This window comes from Chitinophaga agrisoli (assembly GCF_008386695.1).
GTDB lineage: Bacteria > Bacteroidota > Bacteroidia > Chitinophagales > Chitinophagaceae > Chitinophaga > Chitinophaga agrisoli.
Genome location: NZ_VUOC01000004.1, coordinates 1,581,888 through 1,605,287 on the forward strand (window position 1 = coordinate 1,581,888; position 23,400 = coordinate 1,605,287).

The 23,400-nt window shown below is 48.7% G+C and carries 19 protein-coding genes and 1 tRNA gene; 8 read left to right on the forward strand and 12 right to left on the reverse strand.

The window, feature by feature from the left end; genetic code table 11:
• Position 1: 1 nt before the first annotated feature.
• The 9 genes from F0L74_RS25405 to F0L74_RS25445 form a co-directional block, all read right to left on the reverse strand.
• Positions 2–370, reverse strand: a complete 369-nt coding sequence (locus tag F0L74_RS25405; protein WP_149840719.1) for a hypothetical protein — start codon at positions 368–370, stop codon at positions 2–4.
• 188 nt (positions 371–558) lie between these two features.
• A tRNA-Ser gene (locus tag F0L74_RS25410) sits at positions 559–646 on the reverse strand.
• A gap of 485 nt (positions 647–1,131) precedes the next feature.
• Positions 1,132–2,544 carry an efflux transporter outer membrane subunit gene (locus tag F0L74_RS25415; RefSeq protein ID WP_246197814.1) on the reverse strand — a complete coding sequence of 471 codons (1,413 nt, stop codon included), beginning with the start codon at positions 2,542–2,544 and terminating at the stop codon, positions 1,132–1,134.
• Positions 2,545–2,579: 35 nt separating this feature from the next.
• Entirely contained in the window at positions 2,580–5,765 is a 3,186-nt protein-coding gene (locus F0L74_RS25420) for an efflux RND transporter permease subunit (RefSeq protein ID WP_149840721.1), read from the reverse strand.
• Positions 5,766–5,842: 77 nt separating this feature from the next.
• Positions 5,843–6,982 carry an efflux RND transporter periplasmic adaptor subunit gene (locus tag F0L74_RS25425; RefSeq protein WP_149840722.1) on the reverse strand — a complete coding sequence of 380 codons (1,140 nt, stop codon included), beginning with the start codon at positions 6,980–6,982 and terminating at the stop codon, positions 5,843–5,845.
• A 503-nt stretch (positions 6,983–7,485) separates the two neighbouring features.
• Positions 7,486–8,364 (reverse strand): helix-turn-helix domain-containing protein, encoded by an 879-nt coding sequence (locus F0L74_RS25430; protein ID WP_149840723.1) that lies wholly within the window; start codon positions 8,362–8,364, stop codon positions 7,486–7,488.
• A gap of 198 nt (positions 8,365–8,562) precedes the next feature.
• Complete coding sequence (locus F0L74_RS25435) at positions 8,563–8,994, reverse strand: MarR family winged helix-turn-helix transcriptional regulator (RefSeq protein WP_149840724.1); 432 nt, start codon at positions 8,992–8,994, stop codon at positions 8,563–8,565.
• Between the two features lie 373 nt (positions 8,995–9,367).
• Positions 9,368–11,743 (reverse strand): ABC transporter permease, encoded by a 2,376-nt coding sequence (locus F0L74_RS25440; protein ID WP_149840725.1) that lies wholly within the window; start codon positions 11,741–11,743, stop codon positions 9,368–9,370.
• Between the two features lie 216 nt (positions 11,744–11,959).
• Positions 11,960–14,071: an endonuclease MutS2 gene (locus F0L74_RS25445; RefSeq protein ID WP_149840726.1), complete on the reverse strand. Its 2,112-nt coding sequence runs from the start codon at positions 14,069–14,071 to the stop codon at positions 11,960–11,962.
• A 94-nt stretch (positions 14,072–14,165) separates the two neighbouring features.
• Here F0L74_RS25445 and msrA point away from each other — a divergent pair, with 94 nt between their 5' ends.
• The 3 genes from msrA (at position 14,166) to F0L74_RS25460 (ending at position 15,631) form a co-directional block, all read left to right on the forward strand.
• Entirely contained in the window at positions 14,166–14,816 is a 651-nt protein-coding gene (gene msrA, locus F0L74_RS25450; RefSeq protein WP_149840727.1) for a peptide-methionine (S)-S-oxide reductase MsrA, read from the forward strand.
• A 175-nt stretch (positions 14,817–14,991) separates the two neighbouring features.
• The gene (locus F0L74_RS25455) at positions 14,992–15,318 is read left to right on the forward strand and encodes a type II toxin-antitoxin system RelE/ParE family toxin (RefSeq protein WP_149840728.1); all 327 of its coding nucleotides are present in this window, start codon (positions 14,992–14,994) and stop codon (positions 15,316–15,318) included.
• Positions 15,319–15,334: 16 nt separating this feature from the next.
• Positions 15,335–15,631 carry a HigA family addiction module antitoxin gene (locus tag F0L74_RS25460; RefSeq protein WP_149840729.1) on the forward strand — a complete coding sequence of 99 codons (297 nt, stop codon included), beginning with the start codon at positions 15,335–15,337 and terminating at the stop codon, positions 15,629–15,631.
• Positions 15,632–15,646: 15 nt separating this feature from the next.
• Here F0L74_RS25460 and F0L74_RS25465 read toward each other — a convergent pair whose 3' ends face one another.
• On the reverse strand, positions 15,647–16,291 hold the full coding sequence (locus tag F0L74_RS25465) for a peptidase associated/transthyretin-like domain-containing protein (RefSeq protein WP_149840730.1): 645 nt from the start codon (positions 16,289–16,291) through the stop codon (positions 15,647–15,649).
• A 297-nt stretch (positions 16,292–16,588) separates the two neighbouring features.
• On the opposite strand from F0L74_RS25465, the gene F0L74_RS25470 reads away from it, so the two are divergent.
• Complete coding sequence (locus F0L74_RS25470) at positions 16,589–16,885, forward strand: hypothetical protein (RefSeq protein ID WP_149840731.1); 297 nt, start codon at positions 16,589–16,591, stop codon at positions 16,883–16,885.
• 121 nt (positions 16,886–17,006) lie between these two features.
• Here F0L74_RS25470 and ygiD read toward each other — a convergent pair whose 3' ends face one another.
• Positions 17,007–17,885 carry a 4,5-DOPA-extradiol-dioxygenase gene (ygiD, locus tag F0L74_RS25475; RefSeq protein ID WP_246197815.1) on the reverse strand — a complete coding sequence of 293 codons (879 nt, stop codon included), beginning with the start codon at positions 17,883–17,885 and terminating at the stop codon, positions 17,007–17,009.
• A 127-nt stretch (positions 17,886–18,012) separates the two neighbouring features.
• Positions 18,013–18,999, reverse strand: a complete 987-nt coding sequence (locus tag F0L74_RS25480) for a GlxA family transcriptional regulator (protein WP_149840732.1) — start codon at positions 18,997–18,999, stop codon at positions 18,013–18,015.
• Between the two features lie 146 nt (positions 19,000–19,145).
• On the opposite strand from F0L74_RS25480, the gene F0L74_RS25485 reads away from it, so the two are divergent.
• The 4 genes from F0L74_RS25485 to F0L74_RS25500 all read left to right on the forward strand — a co-directional run bounded on the left by F0L74_RS25485 (position 19,146) and on the right by F0L74_RS25500 (position 23,396).
• Entirely contained in the window at positions 19,146–19,937 is a 792-nt protein-coding gene (locus tag F0L74_RS25485) for an SDR family NAD(P)-dependent oxidoreductase (protein ID WP_149840733.1), read from the forward strand.
• Between the two features lie 84 nt (positions 19,938–20,021).
• Complete coding sequence (locus tag F0L74_RS25490) at positions 20,022–20,765, forward strand: isocitrate lyase/PEP mutase family protein (protein ID WP_149840734.1); 744 nt, start codon at positions 20,022–20,024, stop codon at positions 20,763–20,765.
• Between the two features lie 53 nt (positions 20,766–20,818).
• Positions 20,819–21,880: a saccharopine dehydrogenase family protein gene (locus F0L74_RS25495; RefSeq protein WP_149840735.1), complete on the forward strand. Its 1,062-nt coding sequence runs from the start codon at positions 20,819–20,821 to the stop codon at positions 21,878–21,880.
• A 415-nt stretch (positions 21,881–22,295) separates the two neighbouring features.
• Positions 22,296–23,396, forward strand: a complete 1,101-nt coding sequence (locus tag F0L74_RS25500) for a Gfo/Idh/MocA family protein (RefSeq protein WP_149840736.1) — start codon at positions 22,296–22,298, stop codon at positions 23,394–23,396.
• Positions 23,397–23,400: the final 4 nt, after the last annotated feature.

Sequence of the window (23,400 nt, forward strand, 5' to 3'; positions counted from 1 at the left end):
CTTACCACTCCCGCCATTCGTCGGCTATACCTTCGCCGCCTGCGTAATCTTTAGGGTTCATGCCGGCGGCAATTGTTATCTGGTCTATTAATGCACATAGATCTTCACGTTCTCCCGTTTCGATGAGACCTCCAATTTCGTCATTTAATGCATTGAGGGATAAAACTGCTGTCCTAAATAATTCAACTTTATCACTCTCCTTAGCATCCGCTCCAAGTGCGCCTAATTTTTCGATCAGCGTATCGAAAACCGCTTTTGTTTTATTACAATTTTCCGCTGTGTATTGTTCCAGTCCATTATCATAACCGTCCCGCCATTTATCGAAAGGATAATACTGTTTTGTAGCGTCAAGCTGCTCTTTGTAAGTCATACCGTTTAGTTTGAAGTAGTATAAACTGCGCTGTCTTTGTTCAATCCCATTGCCTCACTGTTTCCGTTTGAAGAAAACTTGCAGGATAACAGACCGCTCGCTGTTCATTCCATCAAACTGCTTGCCGGTATCCGCCCCGGATATAGGATTTCCGCTAAATAAAAAAAGCCTCACTTTCGTAAGGCTCCTGGCGGAGAGAGAGGGATTCGAACCCCCGGACCTTTAACAGTCAACGGTTTTCAAGACCGCCGCAATCGACCGCTCTGCCATCTCTCCGGGCGCAAAAGTATAAAAGGAATTTAATTTAAAAAATTTTTTTTCTCCTCTCTCGGAAAAAACCAGCCCCTGCTTAGACATATCAGCCACCATAGCGACCTCACAAGAAATCCCACCTTCATATATTCGTCTTCCCCCATCCCTCCGTATATACTCCCCATCAGAAAGCACAAAAAAATCCCCCCTCCTGCCCACACAAAAAAACGCCGCACAATTAAATTGTGCGGCGCTAAGTCAAGTCCTACCTGTTTACCTTTTATCCAACCTAATGATTAAAACGTTTTAAAGCCTTATGGCCGGCATTTTATCTGGTGATGGGACTCTAACCCTCAAACTCGCTAACACTCCCTTAAAAGACCTGTAAAAGGTCCGGGGTTCGAATCCCCTTCCCTATACAAAATCTGCGCTGTTCCAAATCCCGGTCGCTATACCCAAATCCATCTTCCGATAAAACATCCGGCCATCGCTCTAATATCTTCAGCAACTTATTTCCAACCGCCACCTAAAGACCTGTACAGCTCCACGCCTGCACTCAACTGCTGCCTTACCACATCTGCTCTTGTCAGCTGGGCCTGTAAAGAATTACTCTGGGCAGTGATCACCTCCAGGTAATTGGCCAAACCGCTGCGGAAAAGCATACGGGATTGCTCAATGGCCACATCCAGCGTTTTCACCTGGTCGGTAGCTATCTGGCGCTGTGCCTGTAATTTGTCCAGGCTTACCAGCGCATTGCTCACTTCTCCAATGGCATTCAGCGCCTGCTGACGGAAACGGATGGCCGCTTCATCGCGCGCTATCTTCGCCTGCTCCAGCTGTGTTTTCAGCTGACGGCGCTGGAAGATCGGCTGCGTAATACCGCCGGCCACTGTGCCAAACAGGGAGTTGATATCAAACCAGTGCGCTGCTTTATAGGAGTTCAGCCCGCCGGTACCCGTAAGTGTTAACGTAGGGTACATGCTGGCCTGGGCTACGCCTACCTGGGCATTCGCTGCTACCAGGTCCATTTCAGCCGCCCGTACATCCGGACGTTTGCTGATCAGCTCTGCCGGTAAACCGGTGTTCAGTTGCTCCCACATACGGATGTCTTCCAGGCTGCCATTACGTGCTAACGTGCCCGGTAGTTGACCGGCCAGTATACGTAAACCATTTTCCTGGATGGCAATGCCCTGCTCCAGCTGAGGTACCAGCAACGCAGCGGTCTGCTGCTGCGCGGTAGCCTGTTGTACAGCCAGTTCAGTTACTTCGCCGGCTGCTTTCTGCAGGCGCATCATCTGTACGATGGAGTCGCTGAGCGCCACATTATGTTTGGCGATCTGCAGCTGCTCATCCAGCATCAGCAGATTATAATAGCTGTTGGCCACATTGGCTACCAGCTCCGTCTGCACCGCATGGGCGCCTTCATAGCTCTGCAGGTAAGCAGCCAAAGCTGCTTCTTTCTGCCTTTTGATCTTACCCCATACGTCTATTTCCCAGGAAAGATTAGCCGCCAGCGTATAGTCTTCAATATGGCTCGTCTTCAGGAAGCTGCTCAAACTAATACCGTTTAAGCTGTTCTTGGAAGGCGATGTGGTGCTGGCCGTTGCCTGTAAACCCAGGGAAGGCAGCCAGGCTACTTTTGCCTGCTTTACATATGATTGTGCGCTTTCAATGCGCTTCAGGGCCAGCTGCAGATCGTAGTTGCCTTTCAGCGTACTGTCGATCAGCGCCAGTAAAGTGGGGTCCGTAAAGAACTGTTTCCACTCCACTCCGGCTATACTACTGTCAGAAGGGGCCTGGGGCTGACTGTTGAACTGTTCCGGCAGCACCAGGGCGGGCCGTTCGTAATTACGACCCACCCGGCAAGCTGCCAGCACTACAACTATCAGGAAAAATATTGTTACAATTGATCTCTTTTGCATGTATAACATGAATTTTATTAACCTTAGCTATTACCTCAATGTACTGCCACTTCTTCTTCCATCTCCTCTTCATACACCCGCAGACCAGGACGGCCTGTTATTCTCTCCTGCAGGAACTGGAAGATCACGTACAGTACCGGAATAATAAATACGCCCAGTATTACCCCGCTCAACATACCGCCTATGGCGCTGTAACCAATAGAGTGGTTACCCACAGCAGATCCCTTCTGCACAAATACCAGCGGTATCAGACCTACGATAAAGGCGAATGAAGTCATCAGGATCGGCCTGAGCCTAGCCCTTGAACCAGCCAGCGCAGATTCCAGCAAGCCCATACCATTGCGCCGGCGCTGCACAGCAAACTCCACGATCAGGATCGCGTTCTTCGCCAACAGACCAATCAGCATGATCATACCAATCTGTACATAGATGTTATTGTCCAGACCCGCAAAGCCAATAAAGGCAAATACGCCCAGGATGCCCGTGGGTATGGTCAGGATAACCGCCAGCGGCAGTACATAGCTTTCAAACTGTGCTGCCAGCAGGAAATACACGAATATGATACTTAGCAGGAAGATATAGATCTGCTGGTCACCCGCTTTGATCTCCTCACGGGTAGCGCCGGTCCACTCGTAGCCATAACCTTGCGGTAATGACTGCTTCGCTGTTTCCTCAATCGCTTTGATGGCGTCACCTGTACTATAACCTGGTTTAGGCGTACCGTTGATGGTAACCGCATTATACAGGTTGTTACGGGTTACCGTTTCAGGACCATATACGCGTTTTAAGGTAACCATCGTTTTCACCGGTACCATCTCATCCTGGCTGTTCTTCACATAAATACCATCCAGTGAGTGTATATCGTTACGGAACGGTATATCTGCCTGGGCTACCACGCGGTAGTATTTACCAAAACGGTTGAAATCCGACACATAACTGGCGCCATAGTAGATCTGCAAGGTGCCCATCAGGTCGCTCACATTTACGCCCAGCTGTTTAGCCTTGAAATTGTCTACTTCTACCCTGTACTGCGGGTTACCTGCAGAGAAGGTGGTGAAGGCGGCGCCTATCTCTTTGCGCTGCATCAGCGCGCCGATAAAGCCCCATGCATTCATGCCTAGCTGGCCCAGCGGACGGTCCAGTTTATCCTGCAGCATGAACTCAAAACCGCTCACGTTACCAAAACCCTGTACCGTTGGGAAGGTGAAGAAGAACGCGCTGGCGTCTTTCAGCTGGCTCGCCGGTCCATACATCATACCGGTGATCTGGTCAATGCCTTTCACCTGTCCCCTGTCCTTTATATCTTTTAAGCGCACAAAACCTGCGGCATAAGGAGAGGCAGCGGCGTTACTGATAAAGTTAAAGCCATCCACCGTCCAGATATGTTTTACTGCCGGATTCTGTCCCAGCATGCCATTCAGCGCGCTGGTAGACTTATGCGTTCTGTCCAGTGAGCTACCCGGAGGCGTGTTCAGCGCATATAACACAAAGCTCTGGTCCTCCGTAGGAATAAATCCTGTCGGAGCCCTTCTGGCCAGTAAGAATGCGCCAATGGTGATAATTACCAGCATACCGATAGCCAGCCATTTACGGCGGATCAAAAAGCCAAGGCTCTTGATATAACGGTGTGTCATCGCCTGGAAGGCGGCGTTAAACGCATTAAAGAACCGGCTTCCAAATCCCCGCTTCTTACCATGCTCGCCATGACCATTGCTATCGTCATGCGCATTCTTCAGGAACAGCGCACAAAGAGCAGGGCTCAGGGTCAATGCGTTGATCGCGGAGATCATGATAGATATAGCCAGGGTAAACGCAAACTGACGGTAGAATACGCCCGCAGGGCCCTGCATGAAACCAACCGGGATAAACACCGCCATCATTACCAGGGTAATGGAGATGATAGCGCCGGATATTTCATCCATTGATTTCAGCGTAGCCTTTCTCGCAGGCCATCTGGTCTGCTCCATCTTCGCATGCACGGCCTCCACCACCACGATGGCGTCATCCACCACGATACCGATGGCCAGCACTAACGCAAACAGGGTGAGCAGGTTAATACTGAAACCAAATAGCTGCAGGAAGAAGAACGTACCCACAATGGCCACAGGTACGGCTATCGCCGGGATCAATGTAGAACGGAAATCCTGCAGGAACACAAACACCACCAGGAACACCAGTAAGAATGCGATCACAAGCGTTTCACGCACCTGGTCAATAGAGGCGTCCAGGAAGTCCTTGGCGTTATACATCACTTCTGTCCTAACGCCCTTGGGAAGCGTAGACCTGAAGTCCACCAGCAAATGTTCTATATTCTCCAGGATCTCGTTGGCGTTGGAGCCGGCTGTCTGGATGATCGCAAAACCAGCGGCGGGTTTACCGTCCAGCATGTTGTTAGCTCCATAGTTCAGTGAGCCGAATTCCACACGTGCCAGATCTTTCAGGCGAAGCATAGACCCATCGCTGTTCGCCTTTATCACCATGTTCTCATAATCCTCGTTCTGGGTCAGCTTACCCTTGTATTTTAATACAAATTCAAAGGTTTCCTTGCTGCTCTCGCCTAAACGGCCGGGAGCCGCTTCAATATTCTGGTCCTTGATAGCCGCCAGTACTTCCTGTGGTGAGAGGTTATTCGCAGCCAGACGGTCTGGTCTTAACCAGATACGCATGGAGTAATCCTTGGCGCCAAAGATCTGCGCCTGCGCTACACCGGGCACACGTTGGATCTGAGGGATCAGGTTGATCTTAATATAGTTCTGCAGGAACTTCTCATCATATTGTTTGGGATCATCACTGGTCAAACCCATGAACATAATGAAACCGTTCTGCACTTTCTGCGTGCTCAGGCCCGCGGTTACCACTTCGGAGGGTAACTGGCTGGTAGCTTTAGATACCCTGTTCTGCACGTTCACCGCAGCAATATCAGGATCTGTGCCCTGTTTAAAGAACACCGTTAACACCATACTACCATCGTTACTGGAGTTGGAAGTCATATACGTCATGTTCTCCACACCGTTCACCGCTTCCTCTATCGGGTTAGCCACGGAACGGGCCACCACTTCGGCGTTGGCGCCGGGATACGAGGCAGTCACCGTCACACTGGGCGGCGCGATGTCCGGAAACAAAGTAACAGGCAAGGCGAAATAGGAGATAATGCCCAATAGTAGTAGGATAATGGACACTACCGTAGAAAGCACCGGCCTTAATATAAATCTTCTTAACATGATAAATTCACTTTTTAGATTGTAAGTAAAATCGATTCTTACATGTTATACTTTACAATGAAAGTATAGCCTGTCACTTACAATGATTTTGACTTAAGCACACTATCTGCAGATACCGGCTGAGGCGTGATCACAGCGCCATCCTTCAGGTTGCCGGTTCCGGATAAAACGATCTTGTCACCCGCTTTCAGTCCATCGCTTACAAAATAAACGCTGGCGGTTTTACCTGCGATGCTGATAGGCCTGCTGGCTATCTTATTGCTATCGCCCAAAGTGTATACAAACACTTTGTCCTGTATTTCGAAAGTAGATTCCTGCGGGATGCTGATAGCGGAGCTAACCTGCTGCGCTAACCTTACTTTACCGGTGTTGCCGGTACGCAGTATGCCCTGGGCATTGGGGAATGTAGCACGGAAGCTGATAGCGCCGGTTGTTTTATTGAACTGGCCTTCTACCGTTTCTATTTTCCCTTTGTGCTCAAATGCGCTATCGTCTGCCAGGATCAGCTCTACCGGAGGCGCTGCCTTCAGTTTCTCCTGCAGCGTATTACCTGCGAAATTGTTTTTGAATGCGATGAAATCAGGCTCGCTCATGGAGAAGTAAGCATACATTTCACTTACGTCAGACAGCAGGGTAAGCGGCTGTGCATCGTTGTTGCCTACCAGCGCGCCTATTTTATAAGGGATCCTGCCTATGTAACCGCTCACAGGAGCTGTTACCAGGGTATACCCTACATTGATGCGGGCATTGCCTACTGCGGCTTTAGCTTGTGCTACTGCGGCTTTGGCGGCCTCAAAATTTGCTTTGGCTGTTTTCAACTGTACGTCAGATACTACGTTGGCAGTTACCAGGGGCTGCAGGCGGTCCACTTCTACCTGTGCACGCTCCATATTGGCTTCTGCAGCAAGTACGTTTGAATTGGCGCCGTTCAGCTGTTCAGCGTATACGTTCGGGTTTATTTTAAACAAAGGCTGACCTGCTTTAACATAAGCGCCTTCGTCTACAAATATTTTCTCCAGGTAACCGGATACCTGCGGACGTACTTCAACATTTACCTTTCCTTCCAGGGAGGCGGGGAATTCCAGGTAGGTAGTAGCCTGTTCTGACGTAACTGCCATTACGGGCAATTGCGGGGGCGGCGGCGGCGGTGGCGCTGCCTGCTTGGATGAACAGCTATATAATAATACTACCAGTAAACTTAAGATGGCTTGTCTCATAACTATAATTAAATTATTTAAATATTAAGCTTGATAAAAAATGTGCACCGGCATTCCGGCCTTCTTCTGAGCTGGCGGCAGACGATCTGCAACCATACAGAACAGCGGCCGGCAGAATGCCGGACAAGTAGCCCGTAGGCTTGCGCGTGATCATGTGTTTTGATAATGGTTCCATTGTTATAGTGTTATATATGTTATGCTATTATGACGATCCAAAACCTGCAAATAGGACAAAACATGGCCTATATTACTTATAACAGTAATTGCAACATTTAAGTTTTAGTGACAGTTGGGTAGTGGTTTAACAGAAACGGTCAAACAAGTGGTGCATGGTTAGATCCCACGTGCCTCCCTTATACGGATAAACAAGTCAAATTGTTACAGTGTAATAAAAATTCAACCCAAAGGATTCGTGGGCGTGTCTGACTTCATTTTCATTAGCTTATAAAACTGACGCAAAAATAATACAAGCGCTCGCAATCCTTACTAACCAAATTGCGGTATTAATTGTACTTTTCCCGGATACTACGTTGAAACAATGCCGGCGTTTGCCCGGTGTGTTTCTTAAAGAAGCGGTTAAAATAAGCGTCATCCTCAAAATTCAACTTCCAGGCAATCTCCTTCACGGAATGCTCACCCCAGAATAACAAACGCTTTGCCTCCATGATCCGCTTCTCGTCTATAACCTGCTTGGCTGTTTTCCCTACGGCAGATTTGATCGTATCATTCAGGTGCCCGGGCGTTACAAATAACAGTTCCGCGTAGTTGGATACCTGCGTCTTATCCCGGAAATGCTGATCAGAGAGCTCGTTGAATTGCCGTACCATCCGGTTCTGCGCGCTATCCACCAATTGCATATAGGCTATATTGTGTTGCGGTAAACGGCCACAGGCCATTACCAGGGCGTTCAGCAGGTTACGGATAATACTCTCGCGCAAGGGCCGCACATTGGCATACTCCTTCAGTATCAAACCCGCAAAATTCATCAGCTCCTGCATCTGCGCCGCCTTTACAGGGATGGCCCGTTTGTAGAAGATACATGCCCAGCAGTTCATCATACCCTGCGATTCCGCCAACAGAAAATCTTTATCAAAGTGGATATACACGGATTCACTGATGGTATCTTCCTCTCCATGTTGATGTACCTGGTCCGGCGCTAACAGGATCACAGCCGGCGCGCTCACAGTGTGCTTTTCAAAATCAATATACTGCGTCAGCTGCCCGGATAGCAGCAATGTAATAGTGAAGCCCGTATGACGGTGCGGCTCATTGTTATGTGCCGGCATATTCAGGGAACGGCCTACGGCAAATCCATCAATGGCCAGATTACCTGCATCATGTTTGTTTATATCATATACGGGTATTAACACATTGTTCTTCATATGAATAGCGTTTTGCAGATCATGCAGTGGATATAAAGGCAGCAATAATTGATACTACTAATACAGCTTACAGAACACGCATTCACATCGATTATCGCAAAGTTAAAATATCCTCCCAGCATTTATGAAATAATTAGAATTAATTCTTCATGACAACTTGCGCAGATCAAACTAGATAAGTATTTAGTCAGCTAAGGATCAGGTCAGATTTCGGAGCACCTGCATCAACAACCGTTTTAATAATATCCGCTCCTCTATACTAAAGTTGGCCACTGTTTCCTTTTCCAGTTCTTCCCACATTTTTTCTGTGATGCTTTCCACCGCCTGCTTTCCCTTCTCCGTAAGGTATACACGTACGGAGCGCTGATCTGCCATACACCGTTCCTTTTTCAGAAACCCGTTCTTCTCCAGGCGCTCCACCATCCGCGTTACCGTTACGGCAGATACGCACATATCACAGGTCAGCTCATTCAGGGTAACCCCCTCCTGCTTACAGATCTGTTGCAACAATAATTCCTGTCCCGCGTGCAGATCCAGGGATGCCAGCAACGCATTCGCCTTGTTACGGTGCGCTTTGGCTATTCTTGAAAGCAGGTAACTCACAGTATCCATCACCGGTGTCTTGTTCATCCTTTCATGTTTTATCTTTTATGGGTTACCTTCCGGGCAGGAAATCCCCGCAATATCAACTTCACCCCGGTTCACGGAACAAAACTAGAGATAATTAGCCAGCTAAGCAAGTCAGGAAATGCCATAAAATCGTCAAAAAAAGACAGGATATATTATAATCAATTGAAAATCAATATAAATAACGGGTATATTTTTTATCGGGGGTAGTTAATCGCAGAGAATGGTGGTATGTAACCATTCCTGCACTACGAAAATAAAAAGGTAACAGCTTACCTCAGTAGTCTGTTACCTTTCCGGAATTAGTAACAATTCCGCTATTCAAATTACGAATAACCATTATCCAGTGCTCCATTGCAACAAACGCCTCTGACACCTACTCAGACCTCAAACTCCTCACCGGGTCCGCCAACGCCGCCTTCACCGCCTGAAAACTCACCGTCGCCAGCGTGATCGCCAACGCCATCACCGCCGCCACTATAAATACCCCCGGCCCCATCGTGATCCGGTAATCATATTTCTCCAGCCAATGCTGTAAAAAATAGAACGCTGCCGGCGTGGCTATACAACAGCTGATCATCACCAGCCACACAAAATCCCCCGATAACAATACCCATACCTGCGTTACAGACGCCCCCAGTACCTTCCGCACACCTATCTCCTTGGTACGCTGCTCCGCTATATAAGCCGCCAGCCCAAATAACCCCAAACAGGAGATCACAATGGCCAGCACAGCCAATATCCCGGACAAACGCCCCATCAGCAGCTCCTGCTGGAACTTCCGGTTATATTCCTCATCCACAAAACTGTACTGGAAAGGAAACGCCGGACTATGCTTTTTAAAGATCGCCGTTATTTTTTCCAGGGCGGAATGTACCTGCACACCAGGCGCCAGCCGGTACATAATATAACCTGCTGTAGTATTCGTGGCGGAAAATAACATCGGCTCTGCAGCTGTATAGGGAGAAGCCAGCAGCGCATCTTTCATCACCCCAATGATCCGCAGCTGCGTGCCCTGAAAATTAATGACCTGGTTCAGCGGGTCTTTTAAACGCATCTGCTTCACCGCCGCCGTATTAAGTATCACATCCGCCGAATCCGCCGGATAATTACCCGTGAAACTCCGGCCGCTTTGCAGCGTCATCCCTATCGTCCTGAAATAATCCTGGTCCACCTGCACAACTCCCATCTCTATTGTCTCATCCGGGTATTTACCCGGCCACTGGTCAACATCAGAATGCCACTCCACATTGGTAGCCGGACTGGAAGCCGTGGCTACAGACTGCACTACGCCGCTGCGCAGCAGATCGTCCTTCAGCGCCCTATAATGGGGCGATAGCTCGCTGTTGGTATTGCTCATTATCAGCTGACTTGCCTGGAATCCCGTAGGCCGGTCCTTTGCATACTGGATCTGCCGGTATACCACCAGGGTGCTGACAATCAGCGCCACGGAACAACTAAACTGCACCACCACCAGTACTTTCCTTGAAAATATAGCGGAGCGGCCCGATTGTACCGCGCCCTTCAGCGTTTTTACCGGGTTAAAGGAAGAAAGATAAAATGCAGGACGGCTACCAGCCAGCAAACCGGTTAATACAATCCCGCCCATGACTGCCAGCCAGAATACCGGGTTGGCAAAAGGTATACGCAATGTGCTGCCCGTAAGGCCGTTAAAGGCCGGTAATGTTAGCAGCACCATTAATAAAGCCACTACAAAAGCCAGGAAAGTAAGCAGGAATGATTCTGTCAGGAATTGGAGGACCAGTGCATTACGCGCAGAGCCGATCGCCTTCCGGATCCCCACTTCCCTCCCCCGTTTGGCGGAACGCGCGGTGGTAAGGTTAATAAAGTTAATACAGGCTATCAGCAGCACCAGTATACCCACCACGCTAAAAATCCGTACATACTCAATAAAACCGCCTACCTCTTTACCATTTTTATACTCCCCATGTAAATGGCCGCGGTAAAAGGACTGCAGGATCACATCAGACCGTTTCCCATTCTCGTCGTCCCCGCTCTTTTCAATATCTTTAATTTTAGCCGCTACCCTGGCATAACTGACGCCTTCCCGCAGCTTTACAAACTGCTGAAAGGAATTCCAGCTAAACCCGCCCTTACGGGCGTTCTGCACCCAGGTGCCCGGTTGATCCCAATAGCTAAAAGGAACCAGGAACTTAAATTGAAAGGAGCTGTTCGCCGGCAGGTCCTTTAATATGCCCGTCACTTTCAGGTCATGCTCATTATCGAACCGTACGATCTTCCCTACCGCATCCTCCGTATCAAATAAAGCTTTAGCGGTGGATTGTGTCAGCACAATGGAAAACGGCTCCTGCAATACGCCCGCCGCCGTTCCCTCCACCAGGGGAAACTGGAAGATCTTCAGGAAATCACTGCCGGTGATGCCTCCCGGAATATACAATTTGCGCTCTCCGGCCATCAGGCCATGAGGCCCCATCCAGTCCGTTTCCGCCACATATTCTATCTCCGGGATATTATGACGTAGCACATCCGCCAGCTTTAAGGAAGTAGTATTAAAAGTAAGCAGCTCGCCATTGGAGTTAAAATTCCGCTTTACCTGGTAAGCCTGCTCATACCCCGGCAGGAACTTGTCATAAGAATGTTCCTTATACACCCATAACGCAATAATAAGGGCCACAGCCATTCCCATAGCCAGCCCCAGTATATTGATCGCGCTATAAACTTTATTGTTGACAAGATTGCGCCAGGCAATCTTCAGGTAGTTGGTGATCATGAACAATGATGGGTTTATAGGACACCACACTAAGAAAATGCCAGATAAATACCCATCTATTAATCAACACATTAAATATTATAACATGTCTCACTTGTCCGCTTTCGATACATCAGCTGTCCACTTTCAGCCGCCAATATTTCCGGGCATTCATTCATACATTCATTCATTCACTTCGCTCCAATCCATCTGCACATTTGCACATCAGCACATTAACTACTCCGTCGGTTCCTTCGCCCTTTCCTGCACCACCACCAGATCCGCCAGCTTCACATTCATCGGCAGGTTGCCTATCTTCACGATCACCCGTTTATCCCTTATTTCCAGCACTTTGCCTACTGAGTTGTTCGTGATGATCTTCACCTGGTCGCCCACCTTCACCGTTCCGCCAACTTCCTGGAACTTATCATTCACTTTTTTCTCCTGTTTCTCATTGATCTGTTTCTGCCGTTTGTGGAACAGCAGCGCTTCCGCCTGTTTCATCACCTTCTGCTTATCGTCCGTACGCTTCCATTCTACCACGATCTGCTTCATCTTGCGCTCCATATCCTTCAGGTACTGCAGCTCATCTTCCCGTATCTTGTTCTGCAGCTTCAGTAAAGCCTGTTGCTGTTTTTGGCGTTCTTTATCAGACAGGATCTCGTATTCCTTCTTCAACCGTTCATTCTCTTTCAGGAGTTTCTGCAGGTCCTTTTCTTTCTGCTCCACTTTCTGCAGATCCTGCTCCGCTTTATTCAGCAGCTTATCCAGCCGGAAATGCCCCTCGTCTACCAGCTTCCGCGCCCGGTTGATCAGCCCCTGGTCCAGCCCAATACGCTGGGCAATGGAAAAAGTATAGGAGCTGCCCGGTTTGCCCACGATCAGTTTATACATGGGCAGCAGGTTCTGCTCGTCAAAGCCCATGGCGCCGTTAATAATGCCTTTTACCTTATTGGCCATGATCTTCAGGTTCAGGTAGTGCGTGGTCACAATCCCAAAGGAGTGTTTCCGCGCCAGCTCTTCCATGATCACCTCCGCAAAAGCGCCGCCCAGGTTAGGGTCAGAGCCGCTACCCAGTTCGTCTATGAAAAACAACGTTTTACCGTTGGCGTTCTCCATAAAGTACTTCATATTCTTCAGGTGGGAGCTATAGGTGCTCAGCTCAAACTCCAGCGATTGCGTATCGCCAATGTGGATCATCAGCTGCCGGAAAATACCCAGCTGTGAGGTAGGATGTACCGGCACCAGCAACCCGGCCTGCAGCATCAGCTGTATCAGGCCTACCGTCTTAAGGGTCACCGTTTTACCCCCGGCGTTAGGCCCGCTGATCACCAGGATATGGCTATCCTTGTCCAGCGTAACGTTAATGGGGATGGTAGGTTTGGTGTTCCGGCGGTTATACAGCAGTAGCAGCGGATGGTAAGCCTCTACCAGGTGTACCTGCGCATGGGCCGTAAGCATGGGATAATTGCCGTCCATATCCAGGGCCAGCCGGGCCTTGGCACGTATAAAATCGTACAGCCCCAGTATATCATGATAGGTGTTCAGTAAAGGGCTGAATTGGCTCAGCGCCACCGTTAGGGTGCGCAGTATCCGGTATATCTCCTTTTCTTCTTCCCTTTCCAGGCTAAGCACCTCGTTGTTGATCTCAATGGTGTCCTCAGGTTCTATAAAAGCGGTCTTACGGGTGTCAGACTCCCCATGCAGGATACCCTTTACCATACGCTTATTCTCCGCAAAGATGGCCAGCACGCGGCGGCCATTCAGGAAAGCCTCTTCAATATCCGCCAGGTAACCCAGTTTATTTAACTTCTGCAGTGCACGGTCAAACACCCGGCGCAGCTCCGTACGTTTACGGAACAGCTGCATGCGGATCTTTCCCAGCTCAGGGGAAGCATTATCCCGCACCTGCCCGGCTTCATCCAGCACATCGTCTATCAGGGAAATGATCTTTTTCTCATAATGGGTCTGGGTCACCACTTCGTATAACCCCGCATACTGCACCCGGCGGTCATGGTCAAAAAACCGGAAAATACTTTGCATGATCTCCGCCAGCTTGCGCAGCTGCATCAGCTGGTCTTCTTTCAAAACCGCCCCCTGTATGCCTAACAGCCGCAGCTCCGTTTTGAGGTTCAGCACCGGGTCATTGGGGAAATACTCCTGTAACAGTACCAGTTGTTTGTATTCATGCGCCTGTTGCAGCGCCGTTTTCACATAATCGATATGCGTATGCAGCCGGAGCTCCTCGGCCATCTGCTTGCCCAGCTCCGTTTTGCAATGTTCTTGTAATAAAGCCTGTATCTTGTCAAACTCCAGTTGCACTAAGGCCGAATCGGGAAAATATCTCATCTCGTTAAATCTAAAAGAATGTTAAAGTTACTTAACTTGACGATCTAAAGCATCGCCATTATCGTAATTTACGTATCCGGCAATAAATTCATTTATGTTAAGACTCTCATTTTTAAGCAGTTTGCTGGCCATTACCATGATTGCATGCGCACAGGAAAATGCCAGCAAAGACAAAGTACCCGATGATATGGACGCTCCTAAGGACACAAAGTTAGAAAAAGCAACATTTGGCGGAGGCTGTTTTTGGTGTACGGAAGCCCAGTTCCAATACCTGGATGGCGTAACAAAGGTTGAATCCGGTTACGCTGGCGGCACCGTAGCCAATCCCACCTACGAAGAAGTATGCACCGGCGCCACCGGCCATGCAGAAGTGATACAGGTAACCTACGATCCGGCTAAAGTAACCTACGATGAGCTGCTGGAAGCTTTCTGGCAAAGCCACGATCCTACCCAGCTTAACCGCCAGGGTAACGATGTAGGCACCCAATACCGCTCCGTGATCTTTTATCATAACGAAGACCAGCACAAAAAAGCGGAATATTATAAGGATAAGCTGACCAAATCCGGCGCCTTCGATAAACCGATCGTAACGGAGATCTCCCCCTTGAATAACTTCTACCCGGCAGAGGATTATCACCAGAATTATTATAACCAGAACGGCTCCCAGCCGTATTGTTACTATGTGATAAAACCCAAACTGGAGAAATTTAAGAAGGTGTTCAAGGATAAGCTGAAGCACAATTAATTAATAAATACATAATATAACGGAAAAGGGCATATCAGGTTGATATGCCCTTTTTTTATGCCGCTAACATGTCTAACGCCAGTCCATTTCCCCCAATTACCGCATATTTTTATCCACTTTCCAAACCGGCCCTGCTAAATAATCGTATGTTTTAGCAAACAAAAAAGTTAACCTGTTGCCATTATCAGATGATAAGCGTAACTTTACACCGGTTTTTATGATAAAAACTATCAAACACAAAGGATTGCGTTTGCTTTGGGAAGGAGAAAAAGGTTATCGGTTACCCGCAGACCAGGTAGAACGGATAGAGGATATGCTGGAAGTAATTGATAGCGCCGTATATGTGCCTGCAGATTTTGAATTTTATAAATCCTGGAAGATCCACCCTTTAAAAGGAAACCTTAAAGGGTATTGGAGCTTAACAGTAAAAGAAAACTGGCGTGTAATCTTCTGCTTTGATAGAGAGCATGCCTATAATTTAGACTACATTGACTATCATTAACTTAAAACACACCACCATGGCAAAGCGTGCTATGCCGCCCCTACACCCGGGCAGGCTTTTCCGGAACGAGATCATTACCGCACAACAGCTAACCGTTACAAAAGTAGCACAGCTCCTGGGCGTATCCCGTATCGCTATTTCCAACATCGTAAACGAAAGGGCCGCTATCAGCCCGGAAATGGCTGTACGCATCGCTACCGTCTTTGGCGGCACCGCAGATATCTGGGTACAGCTACAAACCAAATATGATCTCCAAAAAGCCGAAGAAAAGATCAGGAAACTCCACCTTAAGCCCTACAAACATACCGCTTAGTCCTTATCCACCCCCTCACTTCAACTTGATCTTCACCACCTCTCCTTCTTCCTTCACCTCCACATACTCCTCCAAAAGATCCGCATGATTCACATCATAATACTTCCGCTCAAAATAATTGATCTGGCCATACCCATCATAACCACTGCCGGTATATTCATTATAGTAACCGGTAGTTGTCCAGTTTAATATGCCTTTCACATAATATTTTCCCGGCTTCATGTCCGGGAAGGTAAACTCCCCATCACTATTCGTGATCGCCTCTAACCGGAAACGCCACGCATTCGGGTCCATATAAACATATCTCAGCTTCTTCGGTTTCTCCTTCTTCTTCTTCAGCGAAATATATTCTTCCATATACGGCGTCAGCGGAAACAGGAAGACCTTCATCTTATTGGCGAACATCCGTTTCACCAGCGGCGACTTAAATCCGTACGTTCCAGTTACAGGCCTGGTAAACGCTACGCCTTTAATAGCGCCAGTACCCCTTGCCAATGCCTTTTTGGCTTCCAGCGTATCAAAACGCGTTTGGCAATAAATGCGCACAGTATCGTCGCGCTCCTTTTCTACATATTGCGCCTTTGTTACAAAACCTGTCAGTATTAACGGCAGCAGGATAAACAGCAGGGATCCTCTCACGGGTGTATTCACAATTTTCATGGTTAAACAATCGATCTGGTTTGAGGATGTAAACCTAGACATTATCAGCCTTTCCGCCATTACCGGTAAATTACTATTTAGGACTACCGGTTTTCAGGTATAAGGCAAAAAACACCCGTCCATACAGGTATATGAGCGCCCCTAAAATCGTTGTATAATAAAAATAAAACCAATCAGCTACAGTTAACAAAAAATCACAACACGTCATATAGTGTTAAAATTCAGGCTGGAAATAATAAATTGGTTATCTTATAGAGGCAAATTAGCAGTTACCACGTTTAAAAAACTAGTCACATTATGCTTGAGCAGTCAACTACAACTGAAAGCATCAATAGCACTATCGAAGAGAAAACCATTGAGATCTGTCTGCACCAGGGATTATTGCAGGGCATTAAATATTATTGGGACGAAAAGCACCGGCAGACCGGCATCCGGTCTTCTATACGCCTGGCCAGGGCCAATGTGGAAGCCTTACTTGCCGCCCGCGGTCTCAAAGACGCCGTTAGAAAGCCCCGGACACAGGGCTTGATCATGATCTTCATTATCCTACTGAGCATAGCAGTTGCTATCTATTTTTATTTCCGTACACACTAATTAACCGATCTGACAGCCATCATGATCAGCGAAGCTGACAACCTATTAGTTTGAAATAGTGCGTTTAACCAGTCCTGACAATAGTCATAGGCTACTGCCTCTTTGTGCCGGATCGAACGGGCTAACCGATCTTAACAGAAGTCATGGTCAGCGAGCCTAACAGCTCCTTATCATTGAAGAGCACCGGCTGTTCCCCGGATGTTTGCAGCGCCAGCGTATACAGCAACGGGAAGTAATGGTCCGGCGTAGGTATCGCCAGCCTGGCGGATTTACTCAGCTTTTCATAGTCGATCAGTGCCTGATGGTTCCCGTCTAGGATATGTTTTTTGAACAGTTCATTCATCTCAATGCACCAGTCATACCCGTATTCCGGACGATCCATCCGGTCCCAGGCCACCATGCGCAGATTATGCACCATATTGCCGCTACCAATGATCAGCACGCCCTTTTTACGCAGCGCCGCCAGCTCTTTGGCCAGTTCGTAATGGTATTGAGGCGGCTGATGATAGTCTATACTTAATTGCAGCACCGGGATATGGGCTTCCGGATACATACGCCGCACTACCGTCCAGGTACCATGGTCCAGCCCCCATTCATGATCCAGACCTACCTCCGTTTTCGTGATCAGCTGCTGCGTTGCCTTTGCCAGTACCGGATCACCGGGCGCAGGATATTGTACGGCATGTAATGCCGGCGGAAACCCGCCAAAATCATGGATCGTACGCGGATGCTCCATCGCCGTGATATGCGTGCCACGGGTCAGCCAGTGGGCAGATATCACCAGTACCGCGGCGGGTACCGGTAGCTCCTCCCCCATCTGCGCCCAGCGCTCACTGAACGTATTGTCTTCTATCCCGTTCATCGGCGATCCGTGCCCGATAAACAATACCGGCATCATCCGGTCCTGCTCTCCCAACCCGTCTGTAAAATTCCTGAATGATTGTAATGATACCATGGCGGCAACTCCTGTTATTTTCCGTATAAAATCCTTGCGATCCAAAGCTGATGTTTACGCTGCAAAGGTAATCCTTCTTATAGACCAAACTTATTCCGGCAATTCCTGCATAAAAACCGATTCCAACGCGGGTTTTCCTCGTAACCGTCATCCACGCCTGACGTAGTGACCTTTAAGAAAAAACACTTTCTTTATTAAATTTCTCTTTATAACCTAATGGGGACAAACCGGTTATTCTTTTAAAAACTTCTTTGAAAGCCCTTTCGTCATTATAACCGATTTCATCCATGATCTCAAAGATATTTTTCCGGCCTCTTTCCAATAAGCTTTTGGCAGCTTCCATCTTTACCCGCTGCATATATTCAACCGGCGTATTACCGGTGGCCTTGATAAAGCGCCGGTCAAAATTTCGCCTGCTGATAGCCAGTTTAGCTGCCAGCTTTTCAAAAGAAATTTTCTCACGCAGGTTTTCTTCCAGGTAAGTTTGAGCCCTGCCGATCAATTCATCCTGATGGTCCTTTTCTGGCTGAAAAATGGCAAAAGACGATTGCGATGTTCTATCGAAATCAATTTGAAAAACCTTTGAGCAATAAATAGCTGTTTGCCGGTCAAAATATCGCTCTACTAACAGTAATGCCAGGTTCAAAAAGGAGAAAGCGCCACCATTGGTGTATAACCCTTGTCCTGCGATCAACAACTTGTCGATATGCAGATCAATACCGGGAAACAATCTCCTGAAATCGCGCTCGGCATGCCAATGCGTGGAACACTTCTTTCCCTCCAGCAAACCCGTGGCAGCCAATAAGAATGCCCCCGTGCAGATACTGGCTATTTCCGCGTCATTTTTATATTGCAGCGCAAGCCATTCAATAAGCGTTTTGTTATTGCTGATTAACCGGTCAAAACCACCCGGATCGGTAACAGACGGGATAATCACCAGGTCGTGTTTCCTGATTTCCCTGATGTCAACTGGATGAAGCGAATAAAAGCGACCACCCCCTTTTATCTCTGACAGCGCTCCTGCCACAGAAACCTCAATGCCGGGGCTGTTCCCCGTTTTTTGCCAATACGCATCAGCTCCATTGAGGATCTCCAACGTCCCCATTATACTGCTCAGGTTAACATTTCCTGACGGAACGACGATAGTCACTTGTTTCATCTTACATCACTTTGAACAAATGTACAATTATAACTTGTCCAAATTGACACATGTAATTGTCTATTTCACAGCATCTAGATCCGCATTATAGACACTAATTTTGCCTCATTCACATCAGACATTTATACTTAACAGCAATCACAGTTATGTTATTAGCAAACAAAATTGCCATTATTTATGGCGCCGGCGGTGCCGTTGGCAGCACCATTGCAGCGACTTTTGCCCGTGAAGGTGCAAAGGTTTTCTTAACAGGTCGTAATAAAGCGAAAATTGATCAGGTGGCGGAAAAGATCAGCGGGGCCGGTGGCTATGCTGAAGCTGCGGAAGTTGATGCGCTCGATGAGCAGGCAATAATACAACACCTTGATCAAGTCATCGCCAAAGTGGGAAACGTCGATGTTTCTTTCAACGCGATCGGCCTGCGTAATACAACCTTACAGGGCGTTCCGCTTGTCGATCTTGATGTCAGCCAGTTTATGGCGCCTATCCTCTCGCATGTACAGTCCAACTTTTTAACCGGACGGATTGCCGGAAAGCATATGGCTGCAAATGGTTCCGGCGTCATTATGACCGTTACCTCCAGCCCCTCCCGTGTGGCTATTGCACATATGGGTGGCGTGGCAGTCGCAATGGCGGCAGAAGAAACGCTGATCAGGAACCTATCCGCAGAACTTGGCCCGCGGGGCGTCAGGGCGGTAGGGCTTCGTCCGCAGGGTATGCCAGACAGTGATACTATAAAAGAAGTATACGGCCTCCATGCAAATGCCAATGGGATCACCCGCGAGCAGTTCCGTGACATCATTGAAAAAGGCACCCATCGCAAACAGCTTCCATCGCTGCAAGAAATGGCAGAAGTCGCTGCATTTGTGGCCTCGGACCGTGCAAGCGCTATGACAGGAACCATTGTCAATATGAGTATGGGAACCATTGCCGATTAAGTGGTCATCCCCTTGCCCGGAAACGCCCAAACGCGATGGCTGTTCCCGTATAACGATCATATAACTGCATCTAAATAGACGAATATGAATAATTACGAAAAATTCTTTCAATTACACCACCAGGAAAAACCACTGATTATTGCAAACGCATGGAACGTAAAAAGTGCGCAGATCATTGAAAATAATGGATACGCTGCTATCGCGACATCAAGCGGAGCCATTGCGGATTCCTTAGGCTATCCGGATGGTGAAAAAATCCCATTTAGCGAACTATTATACGTAGTTCAAAGGATAACATCCTCCATCAACATTCCCTTGTCCATTGATCTGGAAAGAGGATATACCGATGATCTTACCCGATTAAATGAAAATATTCAAAAACTGATTGACATTGGCATTGCAGGCATCAACCTTGAAGACGCCCAAGGCGAAGATATATACCTCAAAAAGCTGAACAGCGTTAAAAACTATCTAACAAAAAATAATCATAACCTGTTTATAAATGCCAGAACCGATGGCTTCTTACAGAAATTGGACGCTCCCTTGGAAACAACGTTGAGAAGGGCAAAGTTATATAAGGATGCAGGCGCGGATGGATTATTCGTTACCGGCGTACAAGATATCGCACTCATTAAGGAAATAACTGCCGCAGTCACACTGCCGGTAAACGTCGTAGGCGGACCTAAGCTTCCATCCATTGAAGCGCTTGCTAAAAGTGGCGTAAAGCGTATCAGTATGGCTGTTTTGCTATATAAAGCGACCTACAGTCACTTAGAAAAGGTGATCAGGAATATCGAAACGGATCAATCATTTGCACCTTTATACTAACATTTTGAAGCCGGGTCTGGCCTTGCCACCATACTTTTTCGTACTTTCCCACCATGCAAAACAACTCGTTCCTCCTCTATGGCGCCTATGGTTATACCGGCGAACTAATAGCCCGGTATGCCGCCCAGTATAATTTATACCCCATCCTCGCAGGCAGGCGCGAAGCTGCACTACAACCCCTGGCCACCCGGCTCAATCTCCCCTACAAAGTAATTGACCTGGACGATACCCCAACCCTCCTGGCAGCCCTCCGCGAAGTACCCGTTGTTGTACACGCAGCCGGCCCATATGACTACACCGCCAAACAGATGGTGGAAGCCTGTTTACAGACCGGCACACACTATCTCGATCTTAACGGCGATCTCGCCATCTACGAAATGTTACACCGCTACGATGCCGCCGCCAAACAGGCCAATGTTATGCTGCTGCCCGGCGCTGGTTTTGACGTAGTGCCCACAGATTGCCTGGCGCTCTTCCTCAAACAACGTTTACCCGATGCCGTACGTCTCGAACTGGCTTTCACCATCCTGGGCAGCACACTTTCCCATGGCACGGCCGTCAACAGCGTGCTAAAAATGGGCGAGCCTGGCGCCGTCCGTAAAAATGGCGCAATCGTCAGCGAGCCCTTAGGCAAAAAAGGTAAATGGATTGACTTTGGGGTAAAGCGGCTCTTTGTAATGAGCCTGCCCTGGGGCGATATTGCCAGCGCATATTATACCACCGGCATTCCCGATATACGTTCCTACACCTCCGTACCGCAAGCGGCATACTGGTTACTAAAATTCCAGTTTCTCTTTAACGGCCTGCTACGCACCTCCTGGCTGCGTAACTTCGTCAAAAAGCAGGTTGCCCGCCGCCCACCCGGACCGGATGATGAAATGCGCCGCAAATCCATCAGCATCATCTGGGGACAGGCCACTAACGCCAACGGTCAAACGGCCACTGCCCGCCTCCGCACGCCGGAAGCCTATGACCTCACCGCTTACGCCGTACTGCATATCACCCGCAAGATCCTCGAAGGACAGTACACCACCGGCTACCAAACACCCGCCGGCGCCTACGGCCCTGACCTGGTGATGGAACTCCCCGCCGTACAGCGCGAAATACTGCAATAACCCTCCATCATCTCTTACCCCGCCCGCTGCAGTTCATCACAATGCGGCGTCACATGCCGTAATAACCCCTTCGCCTGCAAATACAACCCATCCACCCGTATTCCAATACGCCCTGGATGTTTGACCATGCGTGGCCTTTTGCCGGGTTTTACACGGTAACCCGTTCCCCCTTTCAAATTGTTCCCACTTCCCGGTAACTCCGCCGCTACCGTAGGCCTCACCGTTCCATGCCTCATCTCCTTACCTCCCTTTTCACCACGCACTCGCAATAAAAACAGGAAGGAAAACAGGTATAAGGCCACACACTATTTAACGCTTGATAAAAGACCCAAAATCTATTATCTTAGGGAAGACACACAAAGATACGTTACTGGACTGAGCATACATTCCAAACAAACCTAAAATCCGGAAAACAATGAGCTCCATTACCCGCAGGCAAGCCCTGAAAACACTGGCCACCGGCGGTGGCGTTATACTCCTGGCCCCCAACACCATACTATCCGCCGCTTACCAGAAAAAAGACCGCCTGGGCGTAGCCCTCGTAGGATTGGGCTATTACAGCACGGATCTGCTGGCCCCCGCCCTGCAACAAACAAAACATTGCTACCTGGCAGGTATCGTTACCGGCACCCCTTCCAAGGCAGTTACCTGGAAACAACAATTCAACATCCCGGACAAGAATATCTACAACTACGAAAACTTTGACCAGATCGCCAATAACCCGGATATAGACGTGGTATACGTGGTGCTGCCCCCTTCCATGCATAAGGAATACGTGATCCGGGCCGCTAATGCCGGCAAACATGTTTGGTGCGAGAAACCCATGGCCATCAACGCAGCCGAATGCCAGGCCATGATAGACGCCTGCAAAAAGAACAAACGGCTGCTTTCCATCGGCTACCGCCTGCAGCACGAGCCCAACACCCAGGAATACCGCCGCATCATTAAACAGCAGCAACTGGGCAAGGTAACCGATGTAAACTGTGCCGCCGGCTACCGTGATGACCGTACCAATCACTGGAAACAAAAAAAGGAAATGGGTGGCGGCGTTATGTATGATATGGGGGTATACGCCATCCAGGGCGCCCGCCTGGGCACCGGTATGGAGCCGGAGGCGGTACTCTCCGCCAAAACATCCACCACCCGCCCGGAGATCTACAAGAACGGCCTCGACGAAACCGCCACCGCCACACTCCTGTTCCCCGGCGGCGTTATCGCCAACATCAAGACCAGCTTCGGAGAAAATATCAACTACATGAACATTAACTGTGAAAAAGGCGATATAAACCTGGCCCCCTACTCCGCCTACAACGGCGTTAAAGGCAGCAGCCCCCTGGGCCAGATCAATCATCCGTACGAAGTGCCTTTCCAGCAGGCAAAACAAATGGATGATGACGCCATTGCCATTATGCAGAAAAAGCCGGTATTGGTACCGGGCGAAGAAGGCCTGCGCGATATCCGCATCGTAGAAGCTATTTACAGATCAGCCGCCAGCGGACAAAAAGAGAGTGTATAACGGT

Bases quoted from the DNA above. Each gene is read 5' to 3' on its own strand.
- F0L74_RS25495 (WP_149840735.1), top strand. From the start codon at position 20,819: ATGCAAAACAACTCGTTCCTCCTCTATGGCGCCTATGGTTATACCGGC.
- F0L74_RS25415 (WP_246197814.1), bottom strand. From the start codon at position 2,544: ATGCAAAAGAGATCAATTGTAACAATATTTTTCCTGATAGTTGTAGTG.
- F0L74_RS25465 (WP_149840730.1), bottom strand. From the start codon at position 16,291: ATGAAAATTGTGAATACACCCGTGAGAGGATCCCTGCTGTTTATCCTG.
- F0L74_RS25500 (WP_149840736.1), top strand. From the start codon at position 22,296: ATGAGCTCCATTACCCGCAGGCAAGCCCTGAAAACACTGGCCACCGGC.
- F0L74_RS25445 (WP_149840726.1), bottom strand. From the start codon at position 14,071: ATGAGATATTTTCCCGATTCGGCCTTAGTGCAACTGGAGTTTGACAAG.
- F0L74_RS25440 (WP_149840725.1), bottom strand. From the start codon at position 11,743: ATGATCACCAACTACCTGAAGATTGCCTGGCGCAATCTTGTCAACAAT.
- F0L74_RS25490 (WP_149840734.1), top strand. From the start codon at position 20,022: ATGAATAATTACGAAAAATTCTTTCAATTACACCACCAGGAAAAACCA.
- F0L74_RS25470 (WP_149840731.1), top strand. From the start codon at position 16,589: ATGCTTGAGCAGTCAACTACAACTGAAAGCATCAATAGCACTATCGAA.
- F0L74_RS25485 (WP_149840733.1), top strand. From the start codon at position 19,146: ATGTTATTAGCAAACAAAATTGCCATTATTTATGGCGCCGGCGGTGCC.
- F0L74_RS25460 (WP_149840729.1), top strand. From the start codon at position 15,335: ATGGCAAAGCGTGCTATGCCGCCCCTACACCCGGGCAGGCTTTTCCGG.
- F0L74_RS25430 (WP_149840723.1), bottom strand. From the start codon at position 8,364: ATGAAGAACAATGTGTTAATACCCGTATATGATATAAACAAACATGAT.
- F0L74_RS25405 (WP_149840719.1), bottom strand. From the start codon at position 370: ATGACTTACAAAGAGCAGCTTGACGCTACAAAACAGTATTATCCTTTC.
- F0L74_RS25425 (WP_149840722.1), bottom strand. From the start codon at position 6,982: ATGAGACAAGCCATCTTAAGTTTACTGGTAGTATTATTATATAGCTGT.
- F0L74_RS25435 (WP_149840724.1), bottom strand. From the start codon at position 8,994: ATGAACAAGACACCGGTGATGGATACTGTGAGTTACCTGCTTTCAAGA.
- msrA (WP_149840727.1), top strand. From the start codon at position 14,166: ATGTTAAGACTCTCATTTTTAAGCAGTTTGCTGGCCATTACCATGATT.
- F0L74_RS25420 (WP_149840721.1), bottom strand. From the start codon at position 5,765: ATGTTAAGAAGATTTATATTAAGGCCGGTGCTTTCTACGGTAGTGTCC.
- F0L74_RS25480 (WP_149840732.1), bottom strand. From the start codon at position 18,999: ATGAAACAAGTGACTATCGTCGTTCCGTCAGGAAATGTTAACCTGAGC.